Source organism: Sphingomonas sp. BK481, assembly GCF_014194875.1.
Lineage (GTDB): Bacteria > Pseudomonadota > Alphaproteobacteria > Sphingomonadales > Sphingomonadaceae > Sphingomonas > Sphingomonas aerolata.
Genome location: NZ_JACIAP010000004.1, coordinates 52074 through 66761 on the forward strand (window position 1 = coordinate 52074; position 14688 = coordinate 66761).

Annotated in this window: 12 protein-coding genes and 4 tRNA genes; 7 read left to right on the forward strand and 9 right to left on the reverse strand. The window is 68.5% G+C overall.

The features are described from left to right. Window positions 1–43: 43 nt before the first annotated feature. The 6 genes from FHY04_RS09255 (at window position 44) to FHY04_RS09280 (ending at window position 5189) form a co-directional block, all read left to right on the forward strand. Entirely contained in the window at window positions 44–1417 is a 1374-nt protein-coding gene (locus tag FHY04_RS09255) for a class II 3-deoxy-7-phosphoheptulonate synthase (RefSeq protein WP_031441317.1), read from the forward strand. A gap of 113 nt (window positions 1418–1530) precedes the next feature. Beyond that, a tRNA-Glu gene (locus tag FHY04_RS09260) sits at window positions 1531–1605 on the forward strand. 164 nt (window positions 1606–1769) lie between these two features. Next, a complete protein-coding gene (locus FHY04_RS09265) occupies window positions 1770–2345 on the forward strand; it encodes a GNAT family N-acetyltransferase (protein ID WP_183936234.1) in 576 nt (191 codons plus the stop codon). 187 nt (window positions 2346–2532) lie between these two features. Continuing rightward, a complete protein-coding gene (locus FHY04_RS09270; protein ID WP_260171429.1) occupies window positions 2533–4080 on the forward strand; it encodes a PAS domain S-box protein in 1548 nt (515 codons plus the stop codon). Next, window positions 4073–4705 carry a response regulator transcription factor gene (locus FHY04_RS09275; protein ID WP_183936235.1) on the forward strand — a complete coding sequence of 211 codons (633 nt, stop codon included), beginning with the start codon at window positions 4073–4075 and terminating at the stop codon, window positions 4703–4705. Before FHY04_RS09270 ends, FHY04_RS09275 begins: the two co-directional genes overlap by 8 nt. A 70-nt stretch (window positions 4706–4775) precedes the next feature. After that, entirely contained in the window at window positions 4776–5189 is a 414-nt protein-coding gene (locus tag FHY04_RS09280; protein ID WP_183936236.1) for a response regulator, read from the forward strand. A gap of 23 nt (window positions 5190–5212) precedes the next feature. On the opposite strand, the gene FHY04_RS09285 is transcribed toward FHY04_RS09280, so the two are convergent. From FHY04_RS09285 to FHY04_RS09310, 6 genes are all read right to left on the reverse strand, one after another. Then, window positions 5213–6259, reverse strand: a complete 1047-nt coding sequence (locus FHY04_RS09285; protein ID WP_183936237.1) for an acetate/propionate family kinase — start codon at window positions 6257–6259, stop codon at window positions 5213–5215. After that, window positions 6247–8643 carry a phosphoketolase gene (locus tag FHY04_RS09290; RefSeq protein ID WP_260171430.1) on the reverse strand — a complete coding sequence of 799 codons (2397 nt, stop codon included), beginning with the start codon at window positions 8641–8643 and terminating at the stop codon, window positions 6247–6249. The genes FHY04_RS09285 and FHY04_RS09290 overlap by 13 nt, the downstream gene beginning before the upstream one ends. Window positions 8644–8722: 79 nt before the next feature. Then, window positions 8723–9406 carry an NAD(P)H-dependent oxidoreductase gene (locus FHY04_RS09295; protein ID WP_183936239.1) on the reverse strand — a complete coding sequence of 228 codons (684 nt, stop codon included), beginning with the start codon at window positions 9404–9406 and terminating at the stop codon, window positions 8723–8725. 286 nt (window positions 9407–9692) lie between these two features. Further along, window positions 9693–9769, reverse strand: a tRNA-Pro gene (locus FHY04_RS09300). A 230-nt stretch (window positions 9770–9999) separates the two neighbouring features. Further along, window positions 10000–10076 (reverse strand) — tRNA-Arg (locus FHY04_RS09305). A 65-nt stretch (window positions 10077–10141) separates the two neighbouring features. Next, window positions 10142–10218, reverse strand: a tRNA-Arg gene (locus tag FHY04_RS09310). A gap of 94 nt (window positions 10219–10312) precedes the next feature. On the opposite strand from FHY04_RS09310, the gene FHY04_RS09315 reads away from it, so the two are divergent. Beyond that, window positions 10313–10828 (forward strand): hypothetical protein, encoded by a 516-nt coding sequence (locus FHY04_RS09315; protein ID WP_183936240.1) that lies wholly within the window; start codon window positions 10313–10315, stop codon window positions 10826–10828. 16 nt (window positions 10829–10844) lie between these two features. Here the strand turns inward: FHY04_RS09315 and FHY04_RS09320 are convergent, their stop codons facing one another. The 3 genes from FHY04_RS09320 to hemB are packed head-to-tail and all read right to left on the reverse strand — an operon-like array spanning window position 10845 to window position 14581. Then, complete coding sequence (locus FHY04_RS09320; RefSeq protein WP_260171431.1) at window positions 10845–13058, reverse strand: spermidine synthase; 2214 nt, start codon at window positions 13056–13058, stop codon at window positions 10845–10847. After that, entirely contained in the window at window positions 13051–13596 is a 546-nt protein-coding gene (locus tag FHY04_RS09325; RefSeq protein WP_183936241.1) for a GNAT family N-acetyltransferase, read from the reverse strand. The genes FHY04_RS09320 and FHY04_RS09325 overlap by 8 nt, the downstream gene beginning before the upstream one ends. Beyond that, window positions 13589–14581, reverse strand: coding sequence for a porphobilinogen synthase (hemB, locus tag FHY04_RS09330; RefSeq protein WP_031396015.1), 993 nt, complete (start codon window positions 14579–14581; stop codon window positions 13589–13591). Before hemB ends, FHY04_RS09325 begins: the two co-directional genes overlap by 8 nt. Window positions 14582–14688 lie beyond the last annotated feature (107 nt).

Genomic DNA, 14688 nt, shown 5'->3' on the forward strand with positions numbered 1-14688 from the left:
GGCGCATGGCCGCGCCTCGAATTCACCAATCGGACGAACAATTATGGCCGCGAACTGGGCCCCCGACAGCTGGACCACGCACGAAGCCCGCCAGCTCCCCTCGTATCCCGACGCCGGCGCGCTCGACGCGGCGACTGCACAGCTTGCGACGTTTCCGCCGCTCGTCTTCGCGGGCGAGGCGCGCAACCTGACCGCGAGCCTCGCCGAGGTTGCGGCGGGCAAGGCGTTCCTGCTCCAGGGCGGCGACTGCGCCGAGAGCTTTGCCGAGCACAGCGCGAACAACATCCGCGATACCTTCCGCGTCATCCTGCAGATGGCGGTCGTGCTGACCTTCGCGTCCAAGCTGCCGGTCGTGAAGCTCGGCCGCATGGCGGGCCAGTTCGCCAAGCCGCGCTCGGCCAATACCGAGACGATCGGCGGCGTCGAGCTGCCGAGCTATCGCGGCGACAACGTCAACGACATCGCCTTCACCGCCGAGTCGCGCGCGCCCGATCCGCAGCGGATGATCCGCGCGTATTCGCAGTCGGCGGCGACGCTCAACCTGCTCCGCGCCTTCGCGCAGGGTGGCTATGCGAATCTGCATCAGGTGCATCGCTGGACGCACGACTTCATGGGACGCAGCCCCTGGTCGAAGAAATATGCCGAGACGGCGGACCGGATCGGCGAGGCGCTCGAGTTCATGGCGGCCTGCGGGATCGATCCCGAAACCGTGCCGCAGCTCGCCCAGACCAATTTCTACACCAGCCACGAGGCGTTGCTGCTGCAATATGAGCAGGCGCTGACCCGGCAGGATTCGCTGACCGGCGATTGGTACGACACGAGCGCACATTTCCTGTGGATCGGCGACCGGACGCGATTCGAGGGGTCGAGCCATGTCGAATATCTGCGCGGCATCGGCAATCCGATCGGCATCAAATGCGGCCCGAGCCTCGAGCCGGATGCGTTGCTGCGGATGCTCGACACGCTCAATCCCGCGCGCATCCCCGGCCGGATGACGCTGATCACGCGCTATGGCTATGATTCGATCGAGGCCGCGCTGCCCAAGCTCGTCCGTGCGGTGACCCGCGCAGGCCACCCCGTCGTCTGGTCGTGCGACCCGATGCACGGGAACGTCGTGAAGGCGGCCAATGGCTACAAGACCCGCCCGTTCGAGCGCATCCTTGCCGAGGTCCGCGGCTTCTTCGCGGTGCACCGCGCCGAGGGCACGCATGCCGGCGGCATCCATATCGAGATGACCGGGCAGAACGTCACCGAATGCACCGGCGGTGCGGTCGACGTCACCGAGCAGAGCCTGGCGGACCGGTATCACACGCATTGCGATCCGCGCCTGAACGCCAGCCAAAGCCTTGAGATGGCGTTTCTTCTCGCCGAAATGCTCAACGCCGAAATGGCCGAGCGCAAGAAGGTCGCCGCCTGACGACGACGACCGCCGAGGCGGTCCGGCGGCAAAACGTGCACGTCGCGCGATTTTGCCGCCGCACCGCCTTGACGCCCGCGCCCCGCTTCCGTAAGAGCGCGGCTCGACTACACGGCCCCTTCGTCTAGCGGTTAGGACGACGCCCTCTCACGGCGTAAGCACGAGTTCGATTCTCGTAGGGGTCACCAAGTCTACCCATCCTGACATCGCTGGAACGTAGCGCGCTGCGCCGTTCGTCGTGCGCGGCGACCGTGTCGCTACGTGTTTCCCGACGGTGCAGCGACGGGCGAGCGGGCGCTACCCGGGGCCGTCCTCATTTTCGAGGGCGCGCACCCCGTGGAAGGATCCCAGCATGGCCGATGCCGCCCGCAACACTGATTCGCCAGATACCCTCCCCGCGCCGGCCACCGACTGGAGCGCGGATCTGACGACCAGGACCGGCTACGCGTTTTACGTCCGCCCGATCACGCCGGATGACGAAGCGGCGCTGGCTGACTTCTTCACGCATGTCGGCAAGGAGGATCTGCGCTTTCGCTTCCTCAGCGCGATCAACCATGTCGGGCACGAACAGCTGCTCGCGCTGCTGCGCGTCGATCACGAGCATAGCGAGCATTTCCTCGCCTGTGAGATCGGGAGCGGCCGGATCCTTGCGACCGCGATGCTGGTCGGCGATGACGACGGGCTGCGCGCGGAGGTCGCGGTCGCGATCCGCAGCGATTTCAAGCGGCGCGGGATCAGCTGGGTCCTGCTCGATCACGTCGCTATGTTCGCGCGGGCCAAGGGCCTCCGCACGCTCGAATCGATCGAGAGCCGCGACAATCACCAGGCGATCGACATGGAGCGCGAGCGGGGCTGGACGGCAGCCCCCTGCCCTGGCGATCCCTCCGCGATGATCCTGCGACTGACGCTGGCATCGCCGCCCGCCTGACCCGGTCGGACGCTGGGGTGCGATCGACCGGCGGTGGCCGGTGCGGCGGTTCTGGTCTATCGTGCAGGCCGGTTCCGTACCGGCGACCATGATCTTGGCCGCCGGCGTATCGGATCCGACCGCCGGACAAGGCCCAGAGCCCGATGAACCGCACGCGCCCAGCCCGACCAGCCGCCGCCCCGCCCGCATGATCGCGCATCCGTCCGACATGGGCGACGCGGCTGCCGGACGTCCCGCCGTGCTGGCGGAGGAACTCGGCCTGCTGATCGACGCAGCGACGACCTATGCGATCTACATGCTCGACCCGCAGGGGCGCGTGACGATCTGGAACCGGGGCGCCGAGCGGATCAAGGGATGGACCGAGGCCGAGATCATCGGCCGCGATGCCGCGATCTTCTACCCGGCCGAAGACGTCGCGGCGGGCAAGCCGCGCGCCGATCTTGAGCGCGCGCATGCCGGTGGCCGGATCGAGGAGGAAAGCTGGCGGGTCCGCAAGGACGGATCGGAATTTCTCGCGAGCGTGACGATCACCGCGTTGCACGACGACGCGGGCGCGCTGCGCGGCTTTGGCAAGGTGATCCGCGACATCACCGACGAGAAGGCGGCGGAGGCCGCGATCCTGCGCCGCGAGCATCATCTGCGCTCGATCCTGAACACCGTTCCCGATGCGATGATCGTGATGAACGAACACGGCGTCGTGGTATCGTTCAGCGCCGCCGCCGCGCTCGTCTTCGGCTATGAGACGGACGAGGTGATCGGCCGCAACGTCGCGATGCTGATGCCGCCCGCGAATGCCGCTGTGCATGACGCGCATCTGCACACCTACCGGCGGACCGGGGTGCGGCATGTCATCGGCAATGTCCGGCTCGAACACGGGCTGCGCAAGAATGGCGAGGTCTTTCCGATCGAGCTCGCGGTCGGCGAGGCGTCGATCGCGGGCGAGCGGATCTTCACCGGCTTCATCCGCGACATCAGCCAGCGCCAGGCGACCGAGCGCCGGCTGAAGGAGCTGCAGGCCGAGCTGGTCCACGTCTCGCGGGTCAGCGCGATGGGCACGATGGCATCGACGCTCGCGCATGAGATCAACCAGCCGCTGACCGCGATCGCCAATTATCTGGAGGCGACGCGGGACATGATCGGCGACGCGCCGTCGCCGCTGCTGGCGGAGATCGCCGAGGCGCTCGAGCTCGCGGCGGCGCAGTCGCTGCGCGCCGGCACGATCGTTCGGCGGCTGCGCGCGTTCGTCGAGGGCGGCGACACCGCGCTGCGGGTCGAACCGCTCGCCGCACTCGTCGAGGAGGCGATCAGCCTGGGGCTGCTGGGCGCGCACGAGGCGGGGATCACGGTCACCACCGATATCCGCCAGGGCGCCGATCTGGTGCGGGTCGACCGCATCCAGATCCAGCAGGTCCTGGTCAATCTGATCCGCAACGCCATCCAGTCGATGGCCTGCGCACCCGACAAGCGGCTGACGATCGCGACGCTGGCGGATCGCGAAGGCTGGGTGCGGATCAGCGTGGCCGATACCGGTGCGGGCATCGATCCGGCGATCCGCGAGCGCCTGTTCGACGCGTTCGCGACGACCAAGAGCGACGGCATGGGCCTTGGCCTGTCGATCTGTCGGACGATCGTCGAGGCGCATGGCGGCCGGATCTGGGTCGAACCGACATGCCCCGCCGGTACCGCCTTCCACTTCACGATACCGCTCGCCACACAGGATGTTGTCGATGGATGAGACCAGCCGAGTCGTGCACGTCGTCGACGACGATCCCGCGATCCGCCAGTCGGTCGGCTTCCTGCTGCGCAAGGCGGGCTATGCGGTCGAGACGCATGTGTCGGGCACGCATTTCCTCAAGCACGTCACGCGCGAGGCGCGTGGCTGCGTCCTGCTCGACGTGCGGATGCCCGATATCGACGGGCTCGAGGTCCAGGCGACGCTGGCGCAGCGCGGCATAGCCCTGCCCGTGATCATGCTGACCGGGCACGGCGACGTCGCGCTCGCGGTGCGTGCGATCAAGGCGGGGGCGATCGAGTTCCTGGAAAAGCCGTTCGAGCGCGCGACGCTGCTCGCGGCGATCGAGATCGCGCTCGCCAAGGCCGCACGGATCGGCCGCGACCAGCTCGCCGCGGCCGAGGCCAGCGTCCTGCTCGCGGCGCTGACCCCGCGCGAGCGCGACGTGCTGGACGGGATGGTCCTGGGCCGGCCGAACAAGCTGATCGCCTTCGATCTCGACATCGCGACGCGGACGGTCGAGGTCCACCGCGCCAATCTGATGGAAAAGCTGATGGCGCGCAGCCTGTCGGACGTGCTGCGCATCGCCTTTGCCGCGGGTCTGGGCGAGACGGCCGACCCGGCCTGAGCGCCCCCCGTGTTTTACGTACAGACCGGGTCCGCAGGTCCTGTCATCGAAGGTCCGACAAGGATCGACGATGACCCCACCGGCCCCGTTTCTGCCTACCAGCCCGGGCATCTCGCTAGTCGACGGCAATCCCGCGCGACGCCGTGCGCGGCAGATCCTGCTGCTCTCCGAACGCTACCGGGTACGGTCCTATGCAAGCTGTGCGGCCCTGGTGTCCGATCCGGCATCGCGCGACCATGCGTGCATCATCCTCGACCTCTCCGATCCCCGGCTCGCGGGGCAGGATGACGACGGAATGGCGGCGCTTGCCGCGATGCGGGGCCTGGGCTGGGCTGGGCGGGCGATCCTGATCGACGGGCGGGCGCCGTCGCCGGAGCTGCTCGCCGCGGCGGCCCGGCACGGTGACCGGATCCTCGACCGCGCGACGACTGACGGTGCCCTGCTCGCGGCGATCGCGGCCGCCATGCTGACGCTCACCGGGTAAGGACGCCGCGCGGATCGATGCGGTCAGCGTAAGGGTCGGACGATCGTCGTCTGGCTCAGCCGGGCGGCGTGACGGGCGATCTCGTCGTCCTCGCGCGAGGCGACGATCCGGATCTCCAAGCCCGGCAGCCATGCCAGGCCGGTGCCGATCGCCTGCTGGGTCGCGCGGTCATGTTCGCCGATCCCGCCGGTCAGCACCAGCAGGTCGATCCCCCCGAGCGTCGCGGCCATCGCCGCGATCTGCTTGCAGACCGATCGCTCGAACATCCGGATCGCGAGGTCGGCGTCGGGATTGCTCCCGGCCGCCGCGCGCAACACGCGCATGTCCCCCGACAGTCCCGAGATCCCCGCCATTCCCGAATCGTGATCGATCATCGTCGCCAGCGCCCCGGCGTCGAGCCCGGTCTCGCGCAGCAGGTACAGCAGGATGCCGGGGTCGATATCCCCCGTCCGAGTCGCCATCGTCACCCCGCCCGACGGCGTCAGCCCCATGCTGGTATCGACCGATCGCCCGTCGCGCACCGCGGTGACGCTCGCCCCGTTGCCGAGATGCGCGATGACGAGTCGTGACGGGACGCCGTCGCCGAGCTGCGCCAGGATCGATTCGCACGACAGGCCGTGAAAGCCGTACCGCCGCACCCCGCTCGCGCGGTAGTGGCGCGGGATCGGCAGGACCTGCGCGACGTCGGGCAGATCGGCATGGAACGCGGTGTCGAAACAGGCGACCTGCGGCAGCCCCGGGTAGCGCGCTTGAGCGGCCGCGATCAGCGCGAGGGCCGCGGGACCATGGAGCGGCGCGAACGCACAGGCCGCGACCAGATCCGCGGTCACCGCATCGTCGATCAGGCAATGCGCGGTACGATGCGGGCCGCCATGGACGATCCGGTGGCCGATCGCGCTTGGCGCCGGGCTGTCCCGCAACGCGGCGTCGAGCGCGTCGAGGACCGAAGCGTGACCGTCGGCGGTCTCGATCGTCCCGCCGACGAGCAACGCGGGGTCCGGGTCGACGGCGTAGAGCCCGTATTTCACCGTCGACGACCCGCTGTTCAGCGCGAGGATCAGCGCGCCCATTGCCAGTCGCGCACCTCCGGCAGATCGTCGCCCTGTTCGGCGATGTACAGCTTGTGCCGTTCCATCGTCGTCCAGTAGCGCGCGGTCTCGCGCGGGACGCGGTCGCGGAACCGCGGGATCCGCTCGATCGCGTCGAGCGCGAGCCGGTACCGGTCGAGATCGTTCAGCACGACCATGTCGAACGGCGTCGTCGTCGTGCCCATTTCCTTGTAGCCGCGGACATGGATGTTGGCGTGGTTGGCGCGGCGGTAGGTCAGCTTGTGGATCATCGCCGGGTAGCCGTGGAACGCGAAGATCACCGGTGTGTCGCGCGTAAACAGCGCGTCGAATTCGCGCTCGTCGAGCCCGTGCGTATGTTCGGATCGCGGCTGCAGCACCATGAGGTCGACGACATTGACCACCCGGATCCGGATGTCGGGGACATAGGCACGCAGCAGTGTCACCGCCGCCAGCGTCTCGAGCGTCGGAACGTCGCCCGCACACGCCATCACCACATCGGGCTCCGCATCGTCGCCCGCCCAGTCCCAGATCCCGGCGCCCGCGGTGCAGTGCCGCACCGCCGCGTCGATCCCCAGCCATTGCCATTCGGGCTGCTTGCCCGCGATGATCACGTTCACATAGCTGCGGCTGCGCAGGCAATGGTCGCCGACCGACAACAGGCAATTGGCATCGGGGGGCAGATAGATCCGCGTGACCTCCGCGGTCTTGTTGGCGACATGATCAATGAACCCCGGATCCTGATGCGACAGGCCATTGTGATCCTGTCGCCAGACATGCGACGTCAGCAGATAGTTTAGCGACGCGATCGGCCGCCGCCACGGGATGCCGCGCGTCACCTTCAACCATTTGGCATGCTGGTTGACCATCGAATCGACGATGTGGACGAACGCCTCGTAACAGGAAAACAGCCCGTGGCGTCCGGTGAGCAGATAGCCCTCGAGCCAGCCCTGGCACAGATGCTCGCTCAGCACCTCCATCACGCGGCCGTCCGGGGTCAGATGCTCGTCGACCGCCTCGACCTCAGCCATCCAGACCTTGCCCGACACGTCATAGACATCGGCGAGACGGTTCGACGCAGTCTCGTCTGGCCCGAACAGGCGGAAGTTCACGCTCGGCATGTTGAGCTTCATCACGTCGCGCAGATACCCGCCGAACACCCGCGTCGCCTCGGCCATGACCGTGCCCGGCGCGTCGACCGGTACGGCATGCGCGCGGAAGTCGGGGAGCGACAGCGGCACCATCGTCTCGCCGCCATTGGCATGCGGGTTCGACCCCATCCGCCGATGCCCGGTCGGTGCGAGCGAGGCATAGATGTCGAGGAACTTCCCCGTCGCGTCGAACAGCTCCTCAGGGCGGTAGCTGCGCATCCACGCCTCGAGCAGCCGGAGATGCTCGGGGTCCTTGAAGTCGGCGATCGGGACCTGATGCGCGCGCCATGTGCCCTCGACCGGCTTGCCGTCGACGGTCTTCGGGCCGGTCCATCCCTTGGGCGTGCGGAACACGATCATCGGCCAGCGCGGGCGATCGGGCGTCGCGCCGGGGATGCGTGCCGCGGCCTGGATCGCCTGGATCTTCGCCAGCGCGGTGTCGAGCGCGGCGGCGAGCTGCTGGTGGACGAGCGCGGGGTCGCTGCCGCCGACATAGAGCGGCTCATGCCCATAGCCGCGCAGCAACGCGTCGAGCTCGTCCTCGTCGATCCGCGCGAGGATCGTGGGGTTGGCGATCTTGAACCCGTTGAGGTGCAGGATCGGCAGGACCGCGCCGTCGCGCGCGGGGTTGAGGAACTTGTTCGAATGCCAGCTCGCCGCCAGCGCCCCCGTCTCCGCCTCGCCGTCGCCGATCACGCAGGCGACCAGCAGGTCCGGATTGTCGAACGCCGCGCCATAGGCATGCGCCAGCGAATAGCCGAGCTCGCCGCCCTCGTGGATCGACCCCGGCGTCTCGGGCGCGACGTGGCTGGGGATGCCGCCCGGCCAGGAGAATTGCCGGAACAGCCGGTGCATACCCGACCGGCTGCGCTCGATCGCGGGATAGCGCTCGGTATAGGAGCCCTCGAGATAGGTGTGGGCCACCAGCCCCGGCCCGCCATGCCCCGGCCCGATGATGTTGATCATGTCGAGGTCGTGCGCGACGATCAGCCGGTTGAGATGGACGTAGAGGAAGTTGAGCCCCGGCGTCGTGCCCCAGTGGCCGAGCAGCCGCGGCTTGACGTCGGCGATCGTCAGCGGACGTTCGAGCAGCGCGTTGTCACGCAGATAGATCTGACCGACCGACAGATAATTGGCGGCGCGCCAATAGGCGTCCATCCGGTGCAGGTCATCGGGCGACAATGGATCGGCGGGTGCCACGACATGCGGCGGTGCCTTGTGGGCCAGACCGGTCAAGAGTGCGGCGCCCATGGACGAGCGGCGGGGATCGCGGGCGGTATGGGACGCATGTCGATAGTCCTTTGATGGGGGCGCATCAGCCGGCGAGCCGGCTGGTCAGCGAAGGGTCGCGCAGCAGCGCTTCGTCGCCGAACGCCAGTTGCGCGCAGGTGCGGTTCGCCTGAGCGGTGACGGCGTTGAGATGCTGGCCGGCGACCTGCGGATCGAGATGTCTGGTGATATTGGCGAATCGACGCTGCTCCTGCGACCGCATGCCGAAGGCGTGGACCAGATACTGGTCGACCAGGGTCGTCAGCCCCGCCCCTAGCCCCTGATCGTCGAGCCAGATCCGGCTGCCCGCCGCGGTCGTGAAGCTCAGCAGCCGCTTGCCGCCGAGCAGCAGGCTGCGCGCACGCTGCTGGACCGCGACAGGCTCGATCCCTGCGCCGAACACGCGCTCGATATAGCCCTTCATCATCGCCGGCGGGGATCCGAACCAGAGCGGGTAGACGAGGACGAACACGTCGCAGCCCGCGATCGCCGCGCGTTCGTCCTGCACGTCCTGCGCGAGAACCGCCGCATCCCTGGTCGGCAATTCCGCCGGTTTGAGCACCGGATCGAAGCCCAGCGCATAGAGATCGCGCAGCACGACGTGCTGGCCGTTCGCGCGCACCGCCTCGCAATAGCGGTGCGCGATCGCGTGGTTGAAGCTCGCAGGATCCGGATGGCACAGGACCACGGCATGCCGAGGCTGGGCCGCAACGGGCTCGTCATCCATCATCGCGCCGACTCCATCCTGCGCCAGCCATCATCCGATCGCGCGCCGCGCCGGAGACGGTCAGGGAGTCGAGGAGTACGGGATCGCCCCGCGCGATCTCAGCCTCGGAAACTACGCACTAGGCAGCGCGCTTTAAGCCTGCGCGCCCCCGCTGGCCCGGAGGCGGCCAGGTCGAAATGCCGCTCGAGCGCGGACACGACGCGACCAAGACGTTGTTGGCCTTAACGGCTTTGATAGTGCTGGATCTACGGCCTGCCGCCTGGGCAAGCGATGATCATGCGGTGCATGATGGTCGGGAAGAGAGGATTCGAACCTCCGGCCCCTGCCTCCCGAAGACAGTGCTCTACCAGGCTGAGCTACTCCCCGACGGAGTCCGATCGTTACGCCCTTGGGGGACCGACCGGTGACTGGAGGGGCGCCTATACCCAGCACTTCGCAGCTGTGCAAGCGGCCGCAGCAAATAGTTTTCGGGGGATGACGAAAAGCACGGGGGCATTGCGTGATGCGGCGGGACAGATGCGTCGCGACGTCAATGCAGTGCGGATATGATAGGAGATGACCGCTGCCGGCATCGTGCCGCGGCACGTTGTGGACGATGGTGCACCCAGAGCGATTCGAACGCCCGACCCTCAGATTCGTAGTCTGATGCTCTATCCAGCTGAGCTATGGGTGCATCGCCATGCCATATTCGGCCGGCCCGTGTCTGGCCGTCTGGCCCCGCCGCGAGGCAGGAAATCCTGGTGCACCCAGAGCGATTCGAACGCCCGACCCTCAGATTCGTAGTCTGATGCTCTATCCAGCTGAGCTATGGGTGCACTGGAGGGGCGCTGATAGCAGGCATTTTTCGCGGCGCAAGGGTGTTGCGCGATAAAGTTGTGTACGCCGCGCCGGCGGCATAGAGCGGCGGGCATGAAACAGCCTTCCCGCCCCGCGCTGATCGCCCTTCTTCTCGTGCCCGCCCTGGCGGTCGGCGCCTGCAGCAAGGATACCGCCAGCTATCCCTCGCTCGGGATCCGCCCGACCGAATCGATCGGCTTCGGCGAACCCGCGGGCAAGCCGGTGGTGGTCCAGCCCGATCCGACGCTCGACACCGACATTGCCGCGTTCCGGACGCAGCTCGACCGGATCAGGACGGGCTTTGCGAAGGATGCGGCGAGCACCCAGGCCGCGGCCCGCGCCGCACGCGGCGGTGCGGTCGGCAGCGAGCCGTGGCTGACGGCCCAGACCGCGCTGGCGGGTCTCGACGACTGGCGGGCGCAGACGTCGTTGCTGGTCACCGATATCGAGCGTCGCGCGACCGATCGCGCGGCGACGCTCGCGCCGGCCTATCCCGCGCTCGACGCGGTGCGCGACGCGGCGCAGGCCGAAGCCGAGAAGCAGGGAACGACCATCACGCAGATCCAGGCGAGCCTCCCCGCCGCCTGACGCCGCCCCCCTCAGCCTACCAGAGCCCCTTGAGCAGCGGCAGGATCGTCGAATAATCGTCGGTCCATGCGGCCATGCCGTCACGTGCGACGATCGGCTCCCAGCCCGAATTGCGTTGCCGGAGCAGCGCGATCGCCCGCGGGTCCCGCGACAGCGCGATCCAGTCCGATGGCGAGGGGTGATCGGCGTCGAGCGGCGAAGGACGGTAGAGCAGGAGGACGGCGTGCCACCCCGCCTCGCGCGCGGCGGCCGCGACCACCGGTTCGAGGTCGATATAGCGGTTCGAGATATGGACGAGCAGCAGCCCGTTGCGCGACACCACGCGGCCATAGGTCGCGAACGCCTCGCGCGTCATCAGGTGCATCGGCACCGTATCCGACGAGAAGGCATCGAGCGCGAGCAGGTCGAGGCTTGCGGTCCGCTCCCCCGCCAGCGCGATCCGCGCGTCGCCGATCCGGATCACCGGATCGGGCAGGCAGCGCGACAGATAGCTGAACTGGCCGGTATCGCGTGCGATCCGGACGACCGCCGGGTCGATCTCGTAGAAACGCCACTGCTCGCCCGGGCGGGCGTAGCAGGACAGGGTGCCCGTCCCCAGCCCGACGACACCGACCCGCGCTGCCGGGCCATAGAGCGGGCCGAGCGCCAGCATCGCCTGCCCCACGCCCGATCCGGCGACATAATAGGTGGTCGGCGTCCGCTCGCGCGCGGGCGAACCGCGCAGCTGGATGCCGTGGACGGTGGTGCCGTGATCGAGCTCGCGGACCCCCTCGCCGTCGCGGACCGTGTAGACGCCGAAATAGCTGCGCTCGCGCGCACCCCGCTCGGCGCTGAGTTCCAGCGCGCGATAGCCCCCGAACATCACCAGCGTGCTGGCGAGCACGACGACATAGGGCAGCCGTGCGCCAAGCGTGGCGAGGCCGATCGCGGCGACGATCAGGAAGGCCGCGCCCTGATGCTGGTCGCCGAGTATGCCGTCGGGGTTGCTGATCCGCATCCCGGCCGCCACCGCCATGACGAGGATGATGGCCGCGAGCCCAAGATGGCGCCGTACCGCCGGCCCCGACCAGACCGCGCGAAACGTCGCCATCAGGTACATCTGCGGCACCAGCACGCCCGCGGCCAGGATCAGCAGCGGATATTCATAGGTCCAGTCGAAGATCACGGGGGCCAGCAACGCCGCGAACACCCCGCCCAGCACGCCGCCGACCGACATCGCCAGATAAAAGCCCGTCAGCCGGTCGGGGGCCGGACGGCGGCGATACATGGCAGTGTGGAGCGCGACCGAGACCATGAACAGCAAGGTCAGCGCGATCGTCGCGCTGAACACCGGCTTGTCGTTGAACCCGCCCATGATCACCCCGCCGAACAGCAGGATCGTCACCGGCGCGATCCGGGTCAGCAGGTCGGCGAGCGTGCGGTCCTGCGCGAAGGCGATGGTGAAGCTGAGCAGATAGAGCCCGAGCGGCAGCACCCAGAGCAGCGGCATCGCGACGATATCGGTGGTGATATAGGTCGAGGTGGCGAGCATTAGCCCCGACGGCACCAGCGCGAGCGCGATCCAGTGGAGGATCCGCGCCGCGCCCGGCGCCGGGCTGGTCACGGCGACATGCTCGGCCGACGCGGTGCGCGGCAGCCGCGTCGCGCAGAGCGCCACCAGCAGGACGAGCACCGCGTACCCTGCGGTCCACAACAGGCTCTGCCCGTGGATCGCCAGCAGCGGCTCGACGACCAGCGGATAGGCGATCAGCCCGGCGAAGCTGCCGAGATTGGACGCAGCATAGAGCGCATAGGGATCCGCGCCGCCGCTCGACGCGCTGAACCAGCGCTGGATCAGCGGCGCCTGGGCCGACACCGCGAAGAACAGCGGCCCGATCGACAGGCCGAGCAGCCAGGGCACCCACACCGCAGGCTGTGCATCGGCGGGCAGATCGAGCGCGAACAGCCCGATCGGCAGCCACAAAGCTGCGACCGCGAGCACGCCGAGATGGATGACCGCCTGCGCGCGCGGCTTCACGCGCCCGAGCCAGTGTGCATAGGCATAGCCGCCGAGCAGCAGCGCCTGATAGACGAGCATCGCCGAGTTCCACACGGCAGGCGCGCCACCGAGCCGCGGCAGCGCCATGCGCGCGACCATCGGCTGGACGAGGAACAGCAGGAACGACCCTGCCAGGATCGTCGCGACGAACAGGACGCGGCACCACCGCGCCATCGGGGAAGGATCAGACATTGGTGGGGCGATGGATCCGATAGAGGACGTGCCGGCGCAGCGGGTCGGTGGCGGCGAGATCGGGATGGTCGAAATCGCCGTCCTCGACATGGGTCATGCCCAGCCGCTCCATCAGCGCGCGGCTGCGCATGTTGGCGGGGACCGTGATGGCGACGATATGCCCGACGGGCAGATGGGCCCAGCCCCAGGCGAGGCTCGCCGCCGCGGCTTCGGACGCATAGCCCTGCCCCCAGGCATGACGCGCGAGACGCCAGCCGATCTCGATCGCGCCGTCGATCGGCGGCTTGCCCGGCACCAGACCGCAAAAGCCGAGAAACGCGGCGTCCGCCTTGCGTTCGATCGCCCAGAAGCAATGCCCCGACGCGCGTTGCCGCTCGACCATCCGGCCGACCGCCGCCTGCGTCTCGGCGAGCGTCGCCGGCGGCCCGAGAAAGCGCATCACATCGGGGTCAACCCCCATCGCCGCAAAGGGCTCGACGTCCGCGTCCCGCCACGCGCGCAGGATGAGACGCTCGGTCTCGAGCCTGAACTCATCCATTCAGGAGCCGGGCCGCGTGCGCCGCGTGATAGGTCAGCACGCCCGAACAGCCGGCGCGCTTGAACGCCATCAGCGTCTCGAGCACCAGCGCGTCGCGGTCGCCCGCACCGGCGGCGGCCGACGCCTCGATCATCGCATATTCGCCCGACACCTGATAGGCAAAGACCGGCACCTCGAACGCCTGACGGACGCGGACGATGATGTCGAGATAGGGCAGGCCCGGCTTGACCATCACCGTGTCCGCGCCCTCGGCGAGATCCATCGCGACCTCGCGCAGCGCCTCCTCGGCATTGGCGTTGTCCATCTGGTACGTCTTCTTGTCGCCCTTCAGCAGCCCGCGGCTGCCGACCGCATCGCGGAACGGGCCGTAAAAGGCGCTCGCATATTTGGCGGCATAGGACATGATCTGGACGTTGTGATGCGACTCCGCCTCGAGCGCGGTGCGGATCATGCCGATCCGGCCGTCCATCATGTCGCTGGGCGCGATGATGTCCGCGCCCGCCGCCGCCTGGTTCAGCGCCTGCGCGACGAGCATCTCCGCGGTGGTGTCGTTGACGACATAGCCCGCGGCGTCGACCAGCCCGTCATGGCCGTGGCTGGTATAGGGGTCGAGCGCGACGTCGGTCAGCACGCCGACCTCGGGCACCGCATCCTTGAGCGCACGGATGGCCTGGCACATCAGATTGTCGGGGTTGAGCGCCTCGCGGCCATCCTCGGTACGACGCTCGGGCTGGGTGTAGGGAAACAGCGCGATGCACGGGATGCCGAGGTCACGCGCCTCGCGACCGCGCGCGACGATCTGGTCGACCGACCAGCGCGAAACGCCGGGCAGGCTGGCGATCGGTTGCTCGACGCCCTCCCCCTCGACGACGAACAGCGGCCAGATCAGATCGGCCGGCGTGAGGACGGTCTCGGCATGGAGCCGGCGGCTCCAGTCGGACGAGCGGGTGCGGCGCAGGCGCAGCGCGGGATAGCTTGCGGACATGGCGCGGCTTTTGCGGGATGGACGCCGCGCAGGCAAGCGTTACGGTCGGCGTGAACGAAACCGATCGCTGCCGATTCGGCCTCGGGGACGCATTTCCCTTTCGCGCG

What these genes read in the sequence shown, in the direction of transcription:
- FHY04_RS09255 (WP_031441317.1), top strand. Translation starts at nt 44, where the DNA reads ATGGCCGCGAACTGGGCCCCCGACAGCTGGACCACGCACGAAGCCCGC.
- FHY04_RS09265 (WP_183936234.1), top strand. Translation starts at nt 1,770, where the DNA reads ATGGCCGATGCCGCCCGCAACACTGATTCGCCAGATACCCTCCCCGCG.
- FHY04_RS09270 (WP_260171429.1), top strand. Translation starts at nt 2,533, where the DNA reads ATGATCGCGCATCCGTCCGACATGGGCGACGCGGCTGCCGGACGTCCC.
- FHY04_RS09275 (WP_183936235.1), top strand. Translation starts at nt 4,073, where the DNA reads ATGGATGAGACCAGCCGAGTCGTGCACGTCGTCGACGACGATCCCGCG.
- FHY04_RS09280 (WP_183936236.1), top strand. Translation starts at nt 4,776, where the DNA reads ATGACCCCACCGGCCCCGTTTCTGCCTACCAGCCCGGGCATCTCGCTA.
- FHY04_RS09285 (WP_183936237.1), bottom strand. Translation starts at nt 6,259, where the DNA reads ATGGGCGCGCTGATCCTCGCGCTGAACAGCGGGTCGTCGACGGTGAAA.
- FHY04_RS09295 (WP_183936239.1), bottom strand. Translation starts at nt 9,406, where the DNA reads ATGATGGATGACGAGCCCGTTGCGGCCCAGCCTCGGCATGCCGTGGTC.
- FHY04_RS09315 (WP_183936240.1), top strand. Translation starts at nt 10,313, where the DNA reads ATGAAACAGCCTTCCCGCCCCGCGCTGATCGCCCTTCTTCTCGTGCCC.
- FHY04_RS09320 (WP_260171431.1), bottom strand. Translation starts at nt 13,058, where the DNA reads ATGTCTGATCCTTCCCCGATGGCGCGGTGGTGCCGCGTCCTGTTCGTC.
- FHY04_RS09325 (WP_183936241.1), bottom strand. Translation starts at nt 13,596, where the DNA reads ATGGATGAGTTCAGGCTCGAGACCGAGCGTCTCATCCTGCGCGCGTGG.
- hemB (WP_031396015.1), bottom strand. Translation starts at nt 14,581, where the DNA reads ATGTCCGCAAGCTATCCCGCGCTGCGCCTGCGCCGCACCCGCTCGTCC.